Source organism: Clostridium swellfunianum, assembly GCF_023656515.1.
GTDB classification, from domain to species: Bacteria; Bacillota; Clostridia; order Clostridiales; family Clostridiaceae; genus Clostridium_AT; species Clostridium_AT swellfunianum.
Window position 1 is genome coordinate 4,092,680 of sequence record NZ_JAMOFV010000006.1, and the last position, 19,958, is coordinate 4,112,637.

19 protein-coding genes are annotated in these 19,958 nt (G+C 34.3%); 5 read left to right on the forward strand and 14 right to left on the reverse strand.

Features of this window, described 5'->3' with window-relative positions:
* Positions 1–43: 43 nt before the first annotated feature.
* Entirely contained in the window at positions 44–568 is a 525-nt protein-coding gene (gene hpt, locus NBE98_RS19475; protein ID WP_250816676.1) for a hypoxanthine phosphoribosyltransferase, read from the forward strand.
* A gap of 91 nt (positions 569–659) precedes the next feature.
* Here hpt and yunB read toward each other — a convergent pair whose 3' ends face one another.
* The gene (gene yunB, locus NBE98_RS19480) at positions 660–1,331 is read right to left on the reverse strand and encodes a sporulation protein YunB (protein WP_284703665.1); all 672 of its coding nucleotides are present in this window, start codon (positions 1,329–1,331) and stop codon (positions 660–662) included.
* 308 nt (positions 1,332–1,639) lie between these two features.
* Between yunB and NBE98_RS19485 the strand changes: the two genes are divergently transcribed.
* Positions 1,640–4,147 carry a transglycosylase domain-containing protein gene (locus tag NBE98_RS19485; protein WP_250816677.1) on the forward strand — a complete coding sequence of 836 codons (2,508 nt, stop codon included), beginning with the start codon at positions 1,640–1,642 and terminating at the stop codon, positions 4,145–4,147.
* 63 nt (positions 4,148–4,210) lie between these two features.
* Here NBE98_RS19485 and spoVAEA read toward each other — a convergent pair whose 3' ends face one another.
* The 7 genes from spoVAEA to spoIIAA all read right to left on the reverse strand — a co-directional run bounded on the left by spoVAEA (position 4,211) and on the right by spoIIAA (position 8,311).
* On the reverse strand, positions 4,211–4,789 hold the full coding sequence (spoVAEA, locus tag NBE98_RS19490; protein ID WP_250816678.1) for a stage V sporulation protein SpoVABEA: 579 nt from the start codon (positions 4,787–4,789) through the stop codon (positions 4,211–4,213).
* Positions 4,789–5,145 carry a stage V sporulation protein AE gene (gene spoVAE / locus NBE98_RS19495; protein WP_250816679.1) on the reverse strand — a complete coding sequence of 119 codons (357 nt, stop codon included), beginning with the start codon at positions 5,143–5,145 and terminating at the stop codon, positions 4,789–4,791. The genes spoVAEA and spoVAE overlap by 1 nt, the downstream gene beginning before the upstream one ends.
* Before the next feature lie 39 nt (positions 5,146–5,184).
* Positions 5,185–6,195, reverse strand: coding sequence for a stage V sporulation protein AD (spoVAD, locus tag NBE98_RS19500; protein ID WP_250816680.1), 1,011 nt, complete (start codon positions 6,193–6,195; stop codon positions 5,185–5,187).
* A 10-nt stretch (positions 6,196–6,205) separates the two neighbouring features.
* Positions 6,206–6,655: a stage V sporulation protein AC gene (gene spoVAC, locus NBE98_RS19505; protein WP_250816681.1), complete on the reverse strand. Its 450-nt coding sequence runs from the start codon at positions 6,653–6,655 to the stop codon at positions 6,206–6,208.
* 114 nt (positions 6,656–6,769) lie between these two features.
* Complete coding sequence (sigF, locus tag NBE98_RS19510; RefSeq protein WP_250816682.1) at positions 6,770–7,522, reverse strand: RNA polymerase sporulation sigma factor SigF; 753 nt, start codon at positions 7,520–7,522, stop codon at positions 6,770–6,772.
* Between the two features lie 9 nt (positions 7,523–7,531).
* Positions 7,532–7,960 (reverse strand): anti-sigma F factor, encoded by a 429-nt coding sequence (spoIIAB, locus tag NBE98_RS19515; protein ID WP_250816683.1) that lies wholly within the window; start codon positions 7,958–7,960, stop codon positions 7,532–7,534.
* Positions 7,961–7,975: 15 nt separating this feature from the next.
* Positions 7,976–8,311: an anti-sigma F factor antagonist gene (gene spoIIAA / locus NBE98_RS19520; RefSeq protein ID WP_250816684.1), complete on the reverse strand. Its 336-nt coding sequence runs from the start codon at positions 8,309–8,311 to the stop codon at positions 7,976–7,978.
* A 254-nt stretch (positions 8,312–8,565) separates the two neighbouring features.
* Between spoIIAA and speE the strand changes: the two genes are divergently transcribed.
* Together speE and iadA are read left to right on the forward strand one after the other, a co-directional pair.
* A complete protein-coding gene (gene speE / locus NBE98_RS19525; protein ID WP_250816685.1) occupies positions 8,566–9,393 on the forward strand; it encodes a polyamine aminopropyltransferase in 828 nt (275 codons plus the stop codon).
* Between the two features lie 115 nt (positions 9,394–9,508).
* Positions 9,509–10,690, forward strand: coding sequence for a beta-aspartyl-peptidase (iadA, locus tag NBE98_RS19530; protein WP_250816686.1), 1,182 nt, complete (start codon positions 9,509–9,511; stop codon positions 10,688–10,690).
* 2 nt (positions 10,691–10,692) lie between these two features.
* On the opposite strand, the gene NBE98_RS19535 is transcribed toward iadA, so the two are convergent.
* Positions 10,693–12,438, reverse strand: coding sequence for an Eco57I restriction-modification methylase domain-containing protein (locus NBE98_RS19535; RefSeq protein WP_250816687.1), 1,746 nt, complete (start codon positions 12,436–12,438; stop codon positions 10,693–10,695).
* A gap of 72 nt (positions 12,439–12,510) precedes the next feature.
* Between NBE98_RS19535 and pdaA the strand changes: the two genes are divergently transcribed.
* Entirely contained in the window at positions 12,511–13,494 is a 984-nt protein-coding gene (gene pdaA, locus NBE98_RS19540; RefSeq protein ID WP_250816688.1) for a delta-lactam-biosynthetic de-N-acetylase, read from the forward strand.
* A gap of 60 nt (positions 13,495–13,554) precedes the next feature.
* On the opposite strand, the gene NBE98_RS19545 is transcribed toward pdaA, so the two are convergent.
* The 5 genes from NBE98_RS19545 to hutH all read right to left on the reverse strand — a co-directional run bounded on the left by NBE98_RS19545 (position 13,555) and on the right by hutH (position 19,702).
* A complete protein-coding gene (locus NBE98_RS19545) occupies positions 13,555–14,190 on the reverse strand; it encodes a cyclodeaminase/cyclohydrolase family protein (RefSeq protein ID WP_250816689.1) in 636 nt (211 codons plus the stop codon).
* Positions 14,190–15,461, reverse strand: coding sequence for an imidazolonepropionase (gene hutI, locus NBE98_RS19550; RefSeq protein ID WP_250817637.1), 1,272 nt, complete (start codon positions 15,459–15,461; stop codon positions 14,190–14,192). Before hutI ends, NBE98_RS19545 begins: the two co-directional genes overlap by 1 nt.
* 125 nt (positions 15,462–15,586) lie before the next feature.
* Positions 15,587–16,483, reverse strand: a complete 897-nt coding sequence (gene ftcD, locus NBE98_RS19555) for a glutamate formimidoyltransferase (protein ID WP_250816690.1) — start codon at positions 16,481–16,483, stop codon at positions 15,587–15,589.
* Between the two features lie 27 nt (positions 16,484–16,510).
* Positions 16,511–18,163 (reverse strand): urocanate hydratase, encoded by a 1,653-nt coding sequence (gene hutU / locus NBE98_RS19560; protein WP_250816691.1) that lies wholly within the window; start codon positions 18,161–18,163, stop codon positions 16,511–16,513.
* 15 nt (positions 18,164–18,178) lie between these two features.
* Complete coding sequence (gene hutH / locus NBE98_RS19565) at positions 18,179–19,702, reverse strand: histidine ammonia-lyase (protein ID WP_250816692.1); 1,524 nt, start codon at positions 19,700–19,702, stop codon at positions 18,179–18,181.
* Positions 19,703–19,958: the final 256 nt, after the last annotated feature.

The following is a 19,958-nucleotide window of genomic DNA, read 5'->3' on the forward strand; positions in this document are numbered from 1 at the left end:
TATTTAAATAATATTGTAAATATCTACGGCTTGGAGGCTTACAATGGAAAATAAAAAAAGAAATATACTCATAACTAAGGAACAAATAGAAAATAGAATAATAGAACTAGGTTGTCAAATTTCTAAGGACTATGAAGGAAAAAACCTTTATGTTCTCTCACTTTTAAGAGGCAGCTTTATATATGCTGCTGATTTAGTTAGGCACATAGAAGTTCCAACTAAAATAGGTTTTATGACAACATCAAGCTATGGACATAATGAGCAAAGTTCAGGCTCTGTTAAAGTTGTTAATGATATACCTGACAATATCGAAGGCTACGACGTATTAGTTGTAGATGATATTGTGGATACAGGAATTACAATGCAGTTTGTTATGGATCATGTAAAAAACTTGGGTGCTAAAAGCGTTAAATCTTGTGTTCTTTTAGATAAGCCTGAAAGAAGAAAAGTTCCTATAACTCCTGATTACTGCTGCTTTGAAATACCTGATGTTTTCGTTGTAGGCTACGGCTTAAACTATGGAGACCATTACAGAAACATTCCCTACGTTTTCAATTGGGAAGATTAATTCTTATAATATTAAAATCTGCCAAAACTTAGGCAGATTTTTTTATTTCGTATTTATTTTAGCGTTATATGAAGATTTTATACCATTTTTATTAATTAGTACCACTAGTATTTATCTTGGTTCCAGCTTTATCCAAATCTAAATTGATAGATGTATCTGGTACTTTTCCAATTATTATAGTCTCTGCTATTGGAACTTCGCTTTTTACTTCTATATCATCGTTTTTCATAGGTATTATAATTCTCAGCTTGGCATACACCTGCACGTAAATCTTATGCCTAGTTTGATTTATGCCAGCACTTTCGAACTCTGACTGATATCTTGTTTCTATGTACCCTATAGGCTCCATATTTACCCCTACGCTTGGCCCAATTGAAGCCAATATATTATTCTGAAGAATATATCCAATTGGAACCTTTATTCCATGAGAGCCTAATTTTTTAAGTTCCTTCTGAGAGTTTAAAGCCACATCATTTGCAATTTTATTCATTTTTAAGGTATCTGCCTTAAGAAGAGTTATGTTTCCTTCTCTATCTTTTTCAACGTTTATCACATCTTCATACTTAAATTGCTTTGAATACTCATTAAGTACAGCAGTATTTATTATTTCCATAGATTTTGCTCTCATTTCTGCATTTGCAACAGCTATTACAGTAGGAGTTATTACTTTATCTAATGTGTAAATAAAAACATTAAACATTAATAAAAGTACTGTAACAAAAAAAACAATTTTAAATTTAGTTTTACCTTTAATAATATCCATCTCCTTTCTTCATGATTTCTCTTCCCTTCTGATGCAATCATTAGTATAATTTATTGTATATCCAGCTATTTTAAAACCGAAGCATGAATAATTTTTTATTTTATGGAAATATTTGTAATGTAGTAATATTTGTATAATCTAAAGCATAAATATATGATAAAATTATAAATAGGACAAGTTTTTATAAACTACTTAAGAGTTCTACTACCTCCTTCTACCTAATTATTGTACAACCCATAAGATTTACTTATTTAAAAAGGTTGTTGATAATATAGATATTATAGGAGGCATTAAAGGAGGATTAACCTATGGAAGATGAAAAGAGTATAAATAAAAAACAAAAAAAGAAAAAGAAAAAGAAAAAAGGCTGGAAAATATTTAGAATAGTAATGCTTTCTATTTTAGGATTGATGGTTTTAGCTGGAGTAGCTGGCTTTGGTGTTGCTCTTGCTATTGTAAAAACCGCTCCGCCTCTAGACGTAAAAGCTATCTTGACGCTAAATGAGCCTTCTACTATATATGATAAAGATGAAAAATATATGGATGATGTTAACACAGATGAAAAAAGAGATATAGTTTCTATAAAGGATTTACCACCGTATCTTCCTAAAGCTTTTGTAAACATCGAAGATGAACGATTCGAATCTCATAATGGAATTGATATCAAAAGAATAGCTGGTGTGATTTACCTAGATGTAAAAAGTGTTCTTCAAGGAAAAAGAGGGATGCAGGGGGCTTCTACCATTACTCAACAGCTTGTGAGAAATACTATGCTTACTGATATAACTAAAGAGAAAAACTTTGTAGAATCTGCTACAAGAAAAATAAGAGAAATGTATCTAGCTACTGAGTTGGAAAAACAACTAAAAAAAGATCAAATACTTGAAGCCTACATGAATACTATTCCCTTTGGAAGTACTGTGCATGGGGTTCAGGCTGCAGCAACTTATTATTTCAACAAGCCTATAAAGGAACTTACTATAGCACAAGCTGCCTATTTAGCTGGTGTACCTCAAGCTCCAGGCATATATAACGCTCATCTTGAGTCTGCAAAGAAGAATCCTACACCATACTTAAATAGAACTAAGATGGTATTAAATGCCATGTATAAGAATAAAGCTATAACAGAGGAAGAATATAATACTGCTTTAAGCGAGGTAGTCCCTGAAAAGCTGGCCTTTGATAAGCCTGCTAGCAGCACCACCAACAGATTAAATTATGAATGGTTTTCTTTGCCTGCTATTCAACAGGTGAAAAAAGACCTTCAAGTTCAATATAAATATAGCGAATCAGAAATAAATAATCTGCTTATGTATGGTGGGCTTAAAATATATACTACAATGGACAGAGTACTTCAGGATGAAACTCAAAAAATAATAAACGATGACAAAAATATAGGTGTTAAGGAGGCTCAAGCTTCTGGAGTTATAATGGATTATCACACAGGAGAAGTTAAGGCTATCGTTGGCGGTAGAGGTGAGCAGCCTGCACGTTCCTATAATAGAGCTGCAAGCAATGGAAGCAGTGCTTTCCCAAGGCCACTAGGCTCTACAATCAAGCCGCTTACAGTATATGCTGCTGCTATTGATTCTAAACAAGCTACAGCTGCAACTGTTGTTGAAGATTCACCAATAACCCCACAGATAAAAAAGGCTTGGTCTTGGGGTGACTATGATCCAAAAAACTCGCCTAATGTGTATAGAGGTTATGTAACACTAAGGGAAGCTATTAAACACTCAATAAACGTAGTTGCAGTTAAACAAGAATTTAATATGAATATAAAAACCGGTATATCCTATGGTGAGAAATTTGGAGTTAATTTTACTACTGATGATAAAAGTGCTATAGCAGCTATAGCTCTTGGTGAAAGTTATGGTTATAATTCCCCGCTTACAATGGCTGCAGCATATGGAGCTTTTGGTAACAGTGGAGTGTATACCAAGCCAAGATTATATACAAAAGTTGTGGATAGAAATGGATTAACTATACTTGAAAGCAAGGTTGAAACTAATAAAGTATTAACGCCTCAAAGTGCTTATATAATGTATGACATGCTTAAGGAACCAGTTAACGGTGGAACAGGAAGCCGTGCAAGATTTAGTCCTATGGCTGCCGGAAAAACTGGTACTACAGGTGATAATAAGGACGTATGGTTTAGCGGTCTTACTCCATATCTTTCAGCTTCAGTTTGGATAGGGTTTGATACCCCAGCAGTTCTAAGAGGCATAAGCAGTGGTACCACTGCAGCACTATGGGGTAAAATTATGGCAGTAGCTCATAAGGACCTGCCTGTTAAGGATATAGAAAAGCCTTCAGGAATTGTTCAAGTAGCAGTTTGCAGAGAATCTGGCAAGCTTCCTACTGACCTTTGTTCTAAGGATTCTGAAGGAAGTCAAGTTTATACTGAAATGTTTATAGCAGGTACACAGCCAACAACTTTATGTGATGTACATGAGGAAGTAGAAATAAATAAGGCAAATGGAAAACTGGCAACCGAAAATACTCCTAAGGATTTAATAGAAAAAAGAGTATTTATTAAAAGAGATTATAAGCCATCAGCTAAACTACAGGATGAATCCAAGGTTGCTCCTACTGAAGTTGATGATACTAAAGCAGCACCTCCTCCTGTAAATACTACACCTGACCCAAATCAGCCAACTGTGCCTAATACTGGCACTACACCTCCACCAGGAACTAATCCTTCCTCACCGGATACTACTGGTGGCGGCAATAAGGATAATAACAAGAATAATGGTACCGACAAAACTGATGCTAACAACAATTCAGATAGTACTACCAAACCTAAATCAAATTAAACTTAATAATAAATTCTTTACTATAATATAAAAGGAAGTGACTTTCACTTCCTTTTATATTTATCATGAGAAATCTGTTAATTCTTTATTGTAATTCTCTAATATTTGCTCCATGGCCTTTGTAATAATTGGAGCGCCAATAATGATATTATCTTTACCATCCATTTTTCCGGGATCCCCAATTCCAACTATGTACTTAACATCTGAATTTGAAAGCATATTCACAGTATCACCTTTAAGTACACGATTATTTTTAACATTTCCGTACTTGTCTACAGCTTTATATACTTTGGTTCCATATTTATCAATGGAACAGTCAACAGTCACTCCTTTAGCTCTTGCGGTATTAGAAGCCACAGCAATAATTCCTAGTACCTCTATCTCTTCGTCCTTCATTATTTTAGACATAGCCTTTTCTCCCCATCCCATCCCTATATCTCCTCTATCATCAACCATTACTACAACAGGGTCATATTTAGCCATCTTAATGAGTTCGATTATCTTTTCACCGCTTAATACTGTAGGATTTCCAGCTGACATAGATATACACCTGCCACCTATGTTTCTTGCCGCCTCTTCAACAGCTTTTTTAGCTATATCATCTCCATCAGTAACTATAATCACCCGTCTCCTCAAAAGCATCACTCCTTAGTTTTGGGATTAAATAGCACAGCCATGATGTATCCAAAAATTATAGCTGCAGTAATACCTCCAGCTGTACCTTTAATACCACCAGTAAATGCTCCAAGAAGCCCGACTTTATCAACTTCTTTAATGACACCCTTTGCCAAGGCATAACCAAAGCCAGGAAGAGGAACAGTAGCTCCTGCCTTACCAAAGTCTACTAATGGCTGATAGACCTTTAAAGCCCCTAGAACTGTTCCTAAGGTAACAAAACTAACAAGTATTCTAGCAGGTGTTAGCTTAGTCTTATCTATTAAAATCTGTGCTATCACGCATATAGCACCTCCAACAATAAATGCATTTACATATTCCATTAGTTTATCTGTCCCTTCTTTTAAGTATAGAAGTTAATTCTATACCATTTCTACTGCAACTGCATGAGCAATTCCTGGTATAGTTAACCCCTGAAAACATGATGTGGAACTTAGAAGAGCACCAGTAGAAACTAAAAGCACTCTTTTTAAATTACCCTTAAGCATATTCTTATAAATATAACCGCAATCTACAACAGCTGAACACCCGCAACCACTGCCTCCTGCGTTTGTTTTTTGTCTTTCATGATCGAAGATTTCATCGCCGCAGTCTATATAGTTTTTACTAATATCATAGCCGTATTCCTTTAAAAGCTCGGTAGTTATTTTTTTACCAACAGTCCCAAGGTCTCCTGTGACTATAAGATCATAATAATCACCAGATCTTTCTGTATCTTTTAAATGCTGTGCTATAGTATCCACTGCTGCAGGTGCCATAGCTTCTCCCATATTGTTTACATCATTTACTCCATAGTCTTTAACTTTTCCCATGGTAACATAAGTGACTGATGGATAATTCCCCTCTTTTCCAAGTATCATAGCCCCAGAACCTGTAACTGTCCACTGAGCAGTTGGTACTCTCTGGTTTCCATACTCAAGTGGTGTTCTAAATTGCCTCTCTGCAGATGAAAAGTGTGATGATGTTGCAGCTACTGCATAATTTGCATAACCTCCATCTATCATTATTGAAGCCATAGCTAAAGATTCTGTCATAGTGGAACAAGCTCCATACATTCCTACAAATGGAATGTCCATATCTTTTGCTGCAAAACAAGATGAGGTTAACTGGTTTAAAAGATCCCCTGCAAAAAGATAATCAATATCCTTTTCTGTCAAATTTGCCTTTCTTATCCCCTCGTTTATTGCTAGATACATCATGCTGCTTTCAGCTTTTTCATAGGTATCCTTTCCGTTTAAATCATCCTCAAGTATTATATCAAAATAGTCTTTTAAAGGCCCCTGACCTTCCTTTGGACCAACTATACTAGCTGTCGAGATTATTTTAGGTCTGCTGTCAGTTCTAACAGTTTGTTTACCAACCCTCTTGTTCAATTATTATCACCTACTTAAATAGATAGTATATTATTCCCACAACCACAGAAGATCCAATTCCATAAACTAAAACCGGACCTGCGATAACAAACATTTTAGCACCTACTCCAAAAATGAACCCCTCTTTTTTAAACTCCATAGCTGGGGATACAATTGAATTTGCAAAACCAGTTATAGGAACCAAGCTTCCTGCGCCTGCATAAGATGCTATTTTGTCATATAATCCTATTCCTGTAAGAAAAGCTCCTAAGAAAACCATAATTATAGAAACCCAGCTGGAAACATCTTCTTTAGGAAGTCCTATTCTTGTTAAAGAACTGTTAAAAAATTGACCTATATCGCAAAGTATTCCTCCGACTATGAAAGCTCTGATGCAATTTCTTAAAAGATGCGATTTAGGTCTGGCTTCTGAGGATATAGTCTTAAATTTCTGTTTTACTCTTTCTTCTTTATTGCTCATCTATGCCACATCCTTATTTTATAAAACTATATTTTCAAAAATTATTTTATGCAAATTATAATTTGTTATTCAGTTTCCAGAAAATCAAAAGGATAGGACACATTAACATGCATCCTATCCACTCAATCTTTCCTTCATTAATTTTAAAACCTTTTTTTCTATTCTAGACACTTGTACCTGGCTAATACCAAGCATTTTTGCTACTTGAACCTGAGTTTTATCCTTGAAATATCTGAGCATTATAATCTGCCTTGATTTGTTATCTAAATTGCTTAGAGCTTCTTTTAAAGCAAGTTTGTCTACCAATTCATTGTCTTCTTCAGCATTTTCACTAAGTTTGTCTATTAAAAGTACAGGAGATCCATCATCCTGATGTATTGTATCGTACAAATACTGAAGACTACTTGCTGATTCCAACGCAAATACTATTTCTTCAGTGCTTATGCCTGAATATGCTGAAAGCTCTTCAATTGTTGGGTCTCTATCCAACTTTTTAGTTAAAGCTTCCTTATCATAATGAAGCTTTCTAGCAATATTTTTAACGCTTCTGCTAACCTTAATTATTCCATCATCTCTTATGAATCTTTTTATTTCTCCCATAATCATAGGTACCGCATAAGTAGAAAACTTCACATTAAAGCTTGCATCAAAATTATTTACAGCTTTCACTAGCCCCATAGATCCAATTTGAAATATATCCTCATATTCATAGCCTCTGTTTAAAAATTTTTTACTGACAGCGGAAACGAGAGGAAGATTAAGCTCTATTAATTTATCTAGAGCATATTTATCTCCATCCCTGGCTCGTCTTATGAGCTCAAGATTATCTTGGTAATTATAATCTCTTTTTAGAATTTCTTCATCCATAATCCTCACCTAACTTAATGACTTAAAAACTTTTTTCATTATTATATAAGTTCCATTATTACTTTCAGATTTAACTTCCAAGCTATCCATAAAAGTTTCCATTACTGTAAAGCCCATACCAGATCTTTCAAGATCTGGTCTTGAAGTGTATAAAGGCTGCATTGCGAGTTCAATATTGTCTATTCCTATACCTTTATCTCCAACTATTATAGTAAGCTCATTTCCCTTTATCATAGCCTCAATAGATACAACACCTTCCTGTCCACCATAACCGTGAATTATAGAATTTGTAACGGCTTCAGAAACAGCTGTTTTAACATCAGTAATCTCTTCAATTGTAGGATCAAGTTGAGAAACAAAGGCTGCTACAGCTACTCTTGCAAAGCCTTCGTTTTGAGATTTGCTTGCGAATTCTATTTTTATAATGTTATCGTACATTTTTATCCCCCCACATTAAATGCTCTTTAATGCTTGTTCTACATTGTCATAAAGCTTAATTATTTTAAACATTCCAGATAAATCAAAAACTCTCTTTACTGAGTTATTTACATTTGCTATGCAAACATCGCCTTTTTTCATAGATATCTTTTTATATCTTCCAATAACTACACCTATACCTGAGCTGTCCATAAAGGTTACATTGGTAAAATCCATAATAAGCTTGTTAATATCGTCTCTATCGATTCTATCATCAATTTTACTTCTAACTTCTTCAGCACTATGATGGTCAAGCTCTCCCATCATGTAAACTATGAGTTTCTCATCTTCATTTTGAAACTTTAAATACATTCATTTTTCCCCCCACGCTTATGTATAATACTAATAAGTTATTCTATATAGATTTATATTCTATATATTACATATTTTTCCTTCTTTATTTATAAATTTTACACATATTTTTATATTTTGTCCATATAATTTTATTTTAAACACTTTTATCACTTTTTATTTTTAAACTTGTAAACCCTTGCCCCTTTAATAAACTATTGCTATAATAATCATTGTTTACCATAAAAAACTAAGACTATAAGGAGGTTTAACCTATGGACATGTGGCTTAAGGAAGAGCAGATAGGCAATGCTGCTATGACATATAAGATAAAGGAGACTTTGGTTAGAAAGAAAACTGAATTTCAGGATCTAGCTATACTTGATACAGAAGCCTTTGGCAGAATGCTTGTGCTTGATGGAATAGTTCAAACTACAATAAATGATGAGTTTGTATATCATGAAATGATATCACATATTCCACTATACACTCATCCAAACCCTAAAAAAGTTCTTGTTGTTGGTGGAGGAGACGGTGGAGCTATCAGAGAAATACTTAAGCATCCTTCTGTAGAAAAAGCTGTACTTTGCGAAATAGATGGCTGTGTTATTGAGGAATGTAAGAAATACCTTCCTGAAATAAGCTGTGCTCTTGATGATCCTCGTTGTGAAATCTTTATCGGTGATGGAATTAAGTATGTTCATGAACATAAAAATGAGTTTGATATAATAATTGTGGACTCAACAGACCCATTTGGCGCTGCTGAAGGCCTATTCGGCGGAAGTTTTTATAAGGAAATTTCAAAATGCTTAACTGAGGACGGAATATTCATAGCGCAAACAGAGACACCTTTCTACCTTCCAGAAGTAGTTAAAAAGGTGTTTAACGATGCAAAAGAGGTTTTCCCTGTGACAAAGCTTTTTATGGCGGCTATACCTACTTATCCTAGCGGATACTGGAGTTTTACGGTGGGTTCAAAGAAGCATGATCCTGAAACCGTAGATTTATCAAGTAAAATTGATTTTCAAACCAAGTACTACACTAAGAAGCTGCATAAAGCTTGCTTTACTCTACCAAAACATGTTGAGGACTTAATAAAATAGCTTTTTCAAACAGCCTCCTTTATAAGGAGGCTGTTTTTGCGATTATAAATCTCAATATTGTATAATAATAAACCTATAAGACTAATATTTAAAACTTATAGGAGGCTATTAAAGCATGCTTAAGCTTATTAAAGATGCATTGATTTATACCCCAGACTTTATAGGGCAAAAAGATATTTTGATTTGTGGTGATAAAATAGCAAAAATAGAGAAAAACATCCCTTTACCTCCTAAAAACTTTTATGAGGTTGAAGTTATTGATGCCGCCAATCAAATAGTTGTTCCAGGCTTTATAGACCTGCATGTACACCTTACAGGAGGAGGCGGCGAAGGCGGTTATACTACTAGAACACCTGAAATTCAGTTATCTCAAATCACTACCTTTGGCGTTACAACTGTTGTTGGCCTTCTTGGCACTGATGGTACCACCCGTTCTCTAAGTAGCCTGCTCGCAAAAGCTAGAGCATTAGAAGAGGAAGGCATTAACGCTTTGATTTGGACTGGCTGCTATCAATTTCCTACAAGGACTATAACAGATAACTCAAGAAATGATATAGTTCTTATAGATAAAGTTATAGGAGTTGGTGAAATAGCGGTTTCAGATCATAGAGGCAGTAAGCCTTTAACGCATGACTTGGAAAGACTTGCACTAGACTGCAGGGTTGCAGGTCTTTTATCAAATAAGTGCGGTATTTTACATATTCACCTAGGAGATGATAAAGAAGGCATATACCCACTCTTAAAAATAATAAAGGAAAATCCTCTGCTAGCTCAAAATTTACTTCCCACACATATAAATAGAAATATGCCACTTCTTTTCCAAGGAGTAAAGTATCTAAAGAGTGGAGGATACTTGGACTTAACCTCTGGGATATCACAGACTGAGTTTGACCCTGTTCCAGTAGATGCATCATATGCCCTCAAGTATCTTATTGATAGAGGCTGTAGTATAGATAATATAACTATAAGCTCTGACAGTAATGGAAGCATGCCTATTTTTGATGAAAATGGTAAACTTAAAAGTATCTCTGTAGGTTCCATAGAAAGCAACTTATCAGAATTTAGAAAAATGGTTCAAATTTATAATATTCCTATAGAAAAAGCCCTTCGCCCATTAACAAAAAATCCTGCCTACATATTGAAACTAACAAATTTAGGTACAATTGAAACTTCTAAGCAGGCTGATCTTTTGATTATGAACAAGGACTTAACTATAGATTATGTTTTATGTAAAGGAAAAACCTTGGTGCAGCATGGTAATGCGGTAAGGTTTGGTACCTTTGAAAAACTAATGTAGCGTCAGCTTATATACTGTTCTACTATGGCTTTCTCTTGCTCGTCAAGCTGAAAAAAGTCGTAAAGAAAGCTATCAGTATCAGAAGATATATTTATCATTGTAGGTATACAAAGCTTCATAAGATTGTTTGGGTAGTATTCATATTGGTCTTCTCCAAGCTTTTTGGCAAAGGTTTTAAAATAGTACTCATATACCTTGCTGTTTAATATTTTTAAAAGGTAATCATAAGTAAAAGGGACAGCCTCTTTTAAAACAAGGCAGTAGACATCTGCACTGAAGAAGCTTCCCTTATCTATTGCAAATCTACTCTTATTTGACTTGAAGGGGAATACTAATTTTTCACCTTCAAAAATGCTTTGAACTCTTCCCCATTGCAGTTCATACCAATTCCTTACACCACTTTTACACTCTCTTCTTTCCATTAACCTCTCTTTATAGGGGTTTATATGCATAATACTGTTTGGATAATCTCTTTCATCTTGTATTGCATCTGAATATATTATAAATTTATTTTCCCTTTTTACTCTGCCTTTTTCAACAAAACTGCTCTTTATCCAAGGTTTTATTATGTCTAACTCCAGTTTCTCAGAAGAAATCGCAGCTTCATCCACAACAAAAGCCTTATCACAGCCAGTGATTATGCCTTGGTAGCTAAAGCAAATATTAGCGAGGTTTGTAAAGCATTTTTCTTCTATCTTGTTTATTATTGTTCTTTCTTTTTCATCTCTCAGTATCCATCCTTTATCGTTCAATACACTTTTATTTATTTTAAAGCAATTGATGCTTGAATTTATGTTTTCATACAAACCTTTTAGAAATTCCTTTTCTTTACACACTACAGGCTTAATGACATCAATTTCAGCTTCCTTATATCCCAGCTCTAAAAAAATTATAACAGGATCTATTCCAATATTTTTAAAAGGCCTAATTCCGTAAAAGTCAATTATCCTATTAATATCACAAAACTCTTTCAAGGTTTTTCTTAATATTTCCCCACTTGGAGATTCAAGAAAATATCTAGAAGTTATAAAGGTAAGCTTACCACCTAATTTAAGCTTATTTAAAGCAGCACCAAAAAAGCAGTAGGATAAATCACCTTTATCTTTATAAAGTTCCTTATAAAGCTTCTTTATATTATTTGAATAATCTTTATCTATGTTTTTTTGACCTATATAGGGTGGATTTCCTATAAACACATCAAATTTTTCTTCATTAGTTTCAAAAAGAAAGTCTCGTTTTCTAAAATTATCTTTTTTTATGTAATGACTATAACTAAATAAATCTATACTTAAAATCTTTAAAGCAAATTCATCGATATCAAATCCAAATAAATTATTTTCAATTATATGCCTGTCTATATCTTGATTGCTTAAATATATGCTGTTTTTTTCATTAATTTCTTTTAAATTTTCATTGTAAAGTTTTTTCAAATACAAAAAACAAGGAATAATTAAGTTTCCGCTTCCACAAGCAGGATCAGCAATTTTTATAAATGGATTTTCAATTATATCTTCTTTTAAAATTGTATTTTTTACAATATAATCAGCAATTTGAATAGGTGTATAAACAATGCCTTTCAGTTTTTTATCTTGTACTAAATTAAAGTAATGCTCTCCAAAACTCTCAAGTCTTCCAATATTTAAAGCAGTCTTGCAATTATTAATTGCCGTTAGTTTGTACATAATATCTATAGGCTGTAAAATTACATTATAGATTTCTCCAATTTTTTCCTTAAAAATATTAGACATCTTATTTATCTCCATCGTATAATTAGTATAAATGACATACAAAGTATACCATAAGAAAAGGAGGCGAGAAATATGAATAAAAAAATATTATCTCTTGTTTTAATTGCTCCTATTGTGTTTTCTGGCTGCAGCAGGACAGTGGATGTGCTTACAAGAGACGTAACTCTTTTAGCTAAAGATACAGGAAGCATTAAAAAGCCTGTATTTGATGAGAAAATAGCTGTACCTGAAGACCCTCCTGAAACTAAAATGGGCGAAAAGACAGAAGTCAATGAAAATTATAAGCCAGCTGAACCTAAACAGCCTGAAGCTAAAAAGGACACTTCGTTTAAGACTAATATAGATGGTTCAAATCTCAGTACAGCGGAAAAAAATTGGTTTTTTCAGCCTAAGAAAGATGGTACACCTTCTGGAGAACCTCCCGAAATATTAGCCCTTCTAAAAAAATATTCTGGATATTATTTAGGTGATACAAATAATAAAGTATTATACCTAACCTTTGATGAGGGATATGAAAATGGTTATTCTTCAAAAATATTAGATGTATTAAAAGCTAATAATGTTAAAGCTGCTTTTTTTGTTACATCAGATTATATAAAATCTAATAAGGATTTAATAAAGAGAATGGAAGCTGAAGGTCATTTAGTTTGTAACCACTCTAATACCCATCCATCTATGGCTAAAGCAGCCTTAAAAGGACAAGAAAAATTTAACGAAGAATTTACTTTGACCGAAAAAGCCTATGAAGAAGTCATAGGGAAAAAAATGCCTAAGTTTTTTAGACCTCCTATGGGAAAATATAGTGAACTTTCTTTAAAGTACACTCAGGATTTAGGCTATAAAACAGTATTTTGGAGCTTTGCTTATAAGGATTGGATCCCTGAGCAGCAGCCTTCTCATGAATCGGCTAAAAAAATAATAATGGAGAGAACGCACAATGGAGGTATTATACTTCTTCATGCTGTTTCGAAAACTAATACTGACATTATGGACTCTATTATTAAAGAGTGGAAGAATAGAGGCTTTGAATTTAGAACTTTAAATGAACTTCCTTAAATATGGATTTTCTATAAATAAAAATCTAAGGTATGATCCTTAGATTTTTTATTTGTATATTTATAGTTTTGAATTTACTATATCCATGATGAAATTTCGTTTTTCTAGTCCTGCTTCAATTAGTTTATTGCACCTATCCTGTACTTGGCATTTATAAGTTTCATCCTTAATACCTGATAGATTTATCTTAACATTTAACACAGCACTTTCAATAGCAGTTTGTAGTAACAACGCAGCTACACCTGCATCGGATACAGCATTTTTATTTCCATAATTCGCAGCAAGTTCTATATGCTTATACATTTCAAAAGCTTTTACAGCTACATTTAAAGGAACCTGGAGAGCCTTAATATATCCCTGCTCAATTCTATTTGCTCTTACAGATATTTCTTCCTCAGTATTCTTAGGAAGCTTAAAAGCAGCCATAAGCTCTAAAAATTCTTCAGCATCTTTTTCCATTAAATTTAAAAAATTTGTTTTTTCTTCATTAGTATTGTTTAAGGCTTGTAGTATTGAAACTTTTACTTGTTCATCATAATCGTTATATGCTTTTTTCCCTACAGTAAGATTAAAAACCATTGAGCCAAGTGAACTTCCTAAAGCCGCAGCTAATGCAGCAGCGCTCCCTCCACCTGGTGCAGGTGAATTTGAAGCTAGCTCTTCTGCAAAAGCCTTAACTGTTAAATCTTGAAGCATTAAAATGCACATCCTTCCGCTAATATTCCATTACCTACTACTACTCTACCATTTTTTATAACGGTGTGTATAGCATTTGTTCCAAAATGATAAACTAGATAGTCTAAATTTATGCTGTTAAACATAGCTATATCAGCCTTTTTACCAACCTCAATACTTCCTATTTCTTCTTCTCTATTGATTGCACAAGCTGCATTAATTGTCATAGCATTTATTATTTCCTCAGGCAGCAGCTTCATGCCAAAGCAAGCAAAGGTCATAAGTGTTTGTAAAGACTCTGTAGGCGAGGTTCCAGGATTACAATCTGTTGCCAAGGCAACAGGAACTCCACTATCTATCATTAATCTTGCTTTTGCAAATTTGTTTAGCATTAAATAAAATGAGGTTGCCGGAAGCAATACTGCTACTACTCCCTTTTCAGCTAAAGCTTTCATTCCTTGTTCTGAAGCTCCTACCAAATGCTCTGCAGATACTGCATTTAATTCAGCAGCCAGTTCTGCGCCACCTATGGGTTTAATCTCATCAGCATGAAGCTTAACCTTTAAGCCGTTATTTATACCAGCCCTTAAAATTTGTCGGCTTTCCTCAATAGAGAAAACACCCTCTTCACAGAAGCAGTCAATAAATTCTGCCATGGAATTTTCGCTTATATATGGTATTACCTTATGAATAATAAAATCTATATATTCTGTTCTGCAGTCCTTATATTCTTCAGGAACAGCATGAGCACCCATATAAGTTGAAACAATATCTATCGGATGAATTTTATTAAGTTCCTTGTTAACCTTAAGACTTTTAATTTCATCCTCAAAATTAAGACCATACCCAGATTTACTTTCTACTGTTGTTGTTCCATGCAGCAGCATTAAATCCAATCTTCTTCTGGTCTCTAAAAGTAGCTTCTCAAAAGAAGCTTCTCTAGTTTTTTTTACTGTACTTAAAATTCCTCCACCAGCTTTTAATATATCTATATAATTTGCGCCCTTAAGCTTTAAAGACAATTCATTCTCTCTCGAACCGCTGTAAACAACATGAGTATGGCTGTCAATAAGTCCCGGAGTGACTGTTTTGCCTCTTCCATCTATTATTAAGCTATCTTGTTCTAAAAAGTTTTTATAACCTTCACCGCATCCAACATGCTTAATTAAATTTTCTTTTACAACTATATAACCATTCTCTATTATACCTGCATCCATCATTTGCTCTTTTACTTTTTTATGGCTTCCTCTGCAAGTAACAAGGCAATCTATATTTTTAATTATTGTATTCAGCTCTCTCACCACCTTTTACTAATAATTTTCAAAACTATTAGCAAATATATATTCTTATAATTTTATATTCTTATATTTTTATATTTTTACATAAAATTATATCTGTTTGATTATAGTTTAGCTCATTACTCCCAAATTCTCTTCTCTAGTACTTGATCCAACGAAAAGTTCTCTATTTGCAAGTAATACTCAGCACTTTGAATAAGAGCTGCCATAGGAACAAGACCTATTACTTCGCTGCCAACCACAGAAACTCCATATCTTCTTGCTTCCATCTTCACCATTTCGAAGGCCCTATAAACTGATGTTTTTTCGTAATTAACAAGATTCATAGACACTTGTACTATATTTCTATCTTCAAGCCTAACACCCATTGCTTTAACAAACCTTAATCCTCCACCAATATGTCTCACAGCTTTAGCTATATTGTTAGCTGTATCTATATTGTCGGTGCCTAAATTTACATTAAAGGCAACTAAAGGTACTCTAGCGCTAACGGCAGTACATCCTGACTTTATATTAATTTCTGCAGGACCATAATCTGGTTTCCATTCTTCTTTTTTTATCTTTTCAAAAAAGCCTTCATATTGTCCTTTTCTTACATTAGCAAGATTTTGTCTATCTATGCACTTTGCAGCATCTTCATACAGATATACTGGAACATTAAAATTATCTGCTATTTTCTTTCCAACTCTGTTTGCAAGCTCAATGCATTCCTCCATAGATACACCACTTACAGGAACAAATGGAACTACATCAAGAGCCCCCATTCTTGGATGTTCTCCTTTGTGAATAGTCATATCTATGCTTTTGTATACAGCTGAAGCCATTTCCAATATAGAATTCTCAACCGCTTCTGGTTCGCCAATGAAAGTGACTACAGTCCTGTTATGATTACAATCAGATGAGTAGTCTAAAAGCTTGACACCCTCTTTACCTCTTAAAGTGTCTAAAATACTTTCTATTACTTCCTTATTCCTTCCTTCGCTAAAATTAGGGATACACTCTATAATTTTTTTCATAAAATCACACCTTTACATTATATAATTTTATTTCGTCATAGGAATTTTTATATCATCATGCATCTTTGCAAATTCAATAGCTTCTTCATATCCTGCATCCGCATGCCTTAATACTCCCATACCTGGATCAGTGGTAAGAACTCTCTTAATTCTTTCATCCGCCTCGTAGCTTCCATCGCAAACTATAACCTGCCCTGCATGCTGAGAGTAACCTATTCCTACTCCTCCACCATGATGGAAGGATACCCATGTTGCCCCACCAACAGCATTTATTGCGAAGTTAAGAAGAGCCCAATCTGAGATGGCATCTGATCCATCCTTCATGCCTTCTGTTTCTCTGTTTGGTGAAGCTACTGAGCCGCAATCTAAGTGATCTCTTCCTATAACTATAGGAGCTTTAATTTCACCGTTTCTAACCATCTCATTTATAGCTAGACCAAATTTTGCTCTCTCGCCATACCCTAGCCAGCAAATCCTTGATGGCAAGCCTTGAAATGCTATTTTTTGCTGTGCCATGTTAATCCACCTGTTTAGATGCTTATCCTCTGGGAAAAGTTCAAGCACCTTTCTATCTGTAGAGTATATATCTTCCGCATCTCCTGAAAGAGCAGCCCATCTAAAAGGTCCCTTTCCTTCACAGAAAAGAGGTCTAATGTATGCAGGTACAAAGCCTTTGAAGTTAAAGGCATTTTCAACTCCTTCTTCAAAAGCAACTTGTCTTATATTATTTCCGTAGTCAAAAACCTCAGCACCATCATTTTGAAACTCAAGCATGCATTCTACGTGTATGGCTATGCTTCTTCTAGCTTGTTTTATATACTCCTCAGGATTTTCTTCTCTTAGCTTTAAAGCATCTTCATAGCTCATTCCACCTGGAACATAACCACCCAAGGTATCATGGGCTGAAGTTTGATCTGTAACTATATCCGGCATAAAACCCATTTTTAATAGCTTAGGATAAACCTCTGAACAGTTTCCAAGAAGTGCTATGGATAATGACTTGCCCTGATTTTTTGCCTCTTCAGCAAGTCTTACTGCCTCTTCAATATCCTCAACCATTATATCTACATACCTAGTTTCTAATCTTCTTTGTATTCTATTTCTATCTACTTCTACACAAATTGCTACACCTTCATTCATGGTAACTGCCAATGGCTGAGCTCCACTCATACCTCCAAGTCCGCCTGTTAACGTTATAGTGCCCTTTAAGCTATCGCTGTACTTTTTATGTGCAATTGCAGCTAAGGTTTCATAGGTACCTTGAAGAATTCCTTGGGTTCCTATATAAATCCAGCTTCCTGCAGTCATCTGTCCATACATAGTAAGACCTTTTTGCTCAAGCTCTCTAAAGTTCTTCCAGTTGGCCCAATGAGGAACTAAATTAGAATTTGCAATAATGGCTCTTGGCGCATCCTTATGAGACTTAAACACTCCTACTGGCTTACCGGATTGAACAAGCATAGTTTCATCATCTTCAAGTTCTCTAATTGTCCTAATCAATGCTTCGTAGCATTCCCAATTTCTTGCTGCTCTGCCTGTTCCCCCATAAACTATAAGGTTATCTGGATCCTCTGCATTTGCAGGATCTAAATTATTCATAAGCATTCTTAAAATAGCCTCCTGCTGCCATCCCTTACAGCTTAATTCTGTGCCTCTAGGTGCAGTTATTATCTTCTTCATCTATATTCCCCCATTCTAAAATTTTAACTTTATTACTTTTTCAACACTGCTTATCAATTCATTATTATCTATAAGTTCAGTACATTTATTTAGTTCGTTATACATAACCTTATCTTCCTTAATAAAGTCTATATGCTTTCTTATAATCTTATAAGCTTGTTCAGTTCCCTTTCCTAGTTCAAACCCTTCTCTAAAGTCAATTGCCTGACAAGCAGCCATAATTTCCGTTGCTAAAACTCTTTTCACATTTTCAGCTATATTTAAAGCTTTTCTTGCTGCTATAGTTCCCATGCTGACATGATCCTCCTGATTTGCAGAAGATGGTATAGAGTCTACAGAAGCTGGATGAGCTAAAACCTTATTTTCTGAAACTAAAGAAGCAGCTGCATACTGTGTTATCATAAATCCAGAATTAAGGCCTCCGTTCTTCACAAGAAATGGCGGTAAATCATTTAACTGATAGTTTATAAGCCTTTCAAGTCTTCTCTCAGATATATTTCCAAGCTCAGCTACAGCAATTCCCAGAAAATCAAAGGACAACGCCATAGGCTGACCATGAAAATTCCCTCCGGATATAACCATATCCTCTGAAATGATAATTGGATTATCTGTAACAGAATTTATTTCAATACTGAGCTTATCTAATACATAATTTACTGCATCTTTACTGGCACCATGAACCTGTGGTATACATCTCAAGGTGTATGCATCTTGAACTCTAAGCTCACCTTGTCTTGTAATAAAGGTACTTCCTTCTATAAGTGATAATATGTTTTCAGCAGTTGCTATTTGTCCTGCATGCGGTCTTATGTGATGTATGTCCAAATAAAAAGCATCCTTAATTCCTCTTAAGGCCTCCAAGGTTAAAGCTCCTGCTATATCGCTAAGCTTTAATAAATTAATGACTTCCTGCAAAGCTAAAGCCCCAACAGCAGTCATAACTTGGGTCCCATTTATTAGTGCCAATCCTTCCTTTGCAGTAAGTTCTACAGTTTCTATTCCCGCTTTTTTCATTGCTTCCTTTCCGGACATAATGACTCCCTCATATTCTGCTTCACCTTCTCCAAGCATAGGAAGCACCATATGTGCAAGAGGAGCTAAATCACCAGAAGCTCCCAGAGAACCTTTTTCCGGAATGCATGGATGAACACCTTTATTTAACATTTCAAGTAAAGTTTGCAGTGTTTCCAGTCTAATGCCAGAATAGCCTTTTGCCAATGCATTTGCTCTTAAAAGCATTATGCTCCTAACAACTTCACTTGAAAAATTATCACCATATCCGCAGGAATGAGACAATATTAAATTTCTCTGTAGTGTTTTACAATCTTCTTGAGATATAACTACATCAGCAAACTTTCCAAATCCTGTTGTTATACCATACACAACCTTGTTATTGTCAACAATTTGTTCAACAATCTCTCTTGAAGATAAAATCTTTTTCTTTGCATTATCAGTAAGCTGAACTTCATAATTATGTTTTGCCACCTTTATTACATCTTCAAGTGATAAGCTACTTCCATCAATTTTGATAACCCCCATAATTCCACCACCTTGTACTATTTTCCATTATTACTAATATTCTTCACATGTCGTAAATAACCTTTATTTTATCGCCTTTAAATTGTCAGAATATATTTAATTAAATATTATTTTAACATGATGAATTGAAAGCTTGTTCCATCTATAACTCTTAACTTTAATATATTGATTACCTTACTTATAAATGGTAGACTTATAAATATCTTTTAATTATTACATACATATCTGCTTGAGCATGTAAAAGAAAGGTACTTGA

Bases quoted from the DNA above. Each gene is read 5' to 3' on its own strand.
- NBE98_RS19535 (WP_250816687.1), bottom strand. From the start codon at position 12,438: ATGTCTAATATTTTTAAGGAAAAAATTGGAGAAATCTATAATGTAATT.
- sigF (WP_250816682.1), bottom strand. From the start codon at position 7,522: ATGGATGAAGAAATTCTAAAAAGAGATTATAATTACCAAGATAATCTT.
- spoVAE (WP_250816679.1), bottom strand. From the start codon at position 5,145: ATGGAATATGTAAATGCATTTATTGTTGGAGGTGCTATATGCGTGATA.
- spoVAEA (WP_250816678.1), bottom strand. From the start codon at position 4,789: ATGCTTTTGAGGAGACGGGTGATTATAGTTACTGATGGAGATGATATA.
- hutU (WP_250816691.1), bottom strand. From the start codon at position 18,163: ATGAAGAAGATAATAACTGCACCTAGAGGCACAGAATTAAGCTGTAAG.
- ftcD (WP_250816690.1), bottom strand. From the start codon at position 16,483: ATGAAAAAAATTATAGAGTGTATCCCTAATTTTAGCGAAGGAAGGAAT.
- iadA (WP_250816686.1), top strand. From the start codon at position 9,509: ATGCTTAAGCTTATTAAAGATGCATTGATTTATACCCCAGACTTTATA.
- yunB (WP_284703665.1), bottom strand. From the start codon at position 1,331: ATGGATATTATTAAAGGTAAAACTAAATTTAAAATTGTTTTTTTTGTT.
- pdaA (WP_250816688.1), top strand. From the start codon at position 12,511: ATGAATAAAAAAATATTATCTCTTGTTTTAATTGCTCCTATTGTGTTT.
- spoVAC (WP_250816681.1), bottom strand. From the start codon at position 6,655: ATGAGCAATAAAGAAGAAAGAGTAAAACAGAAATTTAAGACTATATCC.
- spoIIAA (WP_250816684.1), bottom strand. From the start codon at position 8,311: ATGTATTTAAAGTTTCAAAATGAAGATGAGAAACTCATAGTTTACATG.
- spoIIAB (WP_250816683.1), bottom strand. From the start codon at position 7,960: ATGTACGATAACATTATAAAAATAGAATTCGCAAGCAAATCTCAAAAC.
- speE (WP_250816685.1), top strand. From the start codon at position 8,566: ATGGACATGTGGCTTAAGGAAGAGCAGATAGGCAATGCTGCTATGACA.
- NBE98_RS19545 (WP_250816689.1), bottom strand. From the start codon at position 14,190: ATGCTTCAAGATTTAACAGTTAAGGCTTTTGCAGAAGAGCTAGCTTCA.
- NBE98_RS19485 (WP_250816677.1), top strand. From the start codon at position 1,640: ATGGAAGATGAAAAGAGTATAAATAAAAAACAAAAAAAGAAAAAGAAA.
- hutH (WP_250816692.1), bottom strand. From the start codon at position 19,702: ATGGGGGTTATCAAAATTGATGGAAGTAGCTTATCACTTGAAGATGTA.
- hpt (WP_250816676.1), top strand. From the start codon at position 44: ATGGAAAATAAAAAAAGAAATATACTCATAACTAAGGAACAAATAGAA.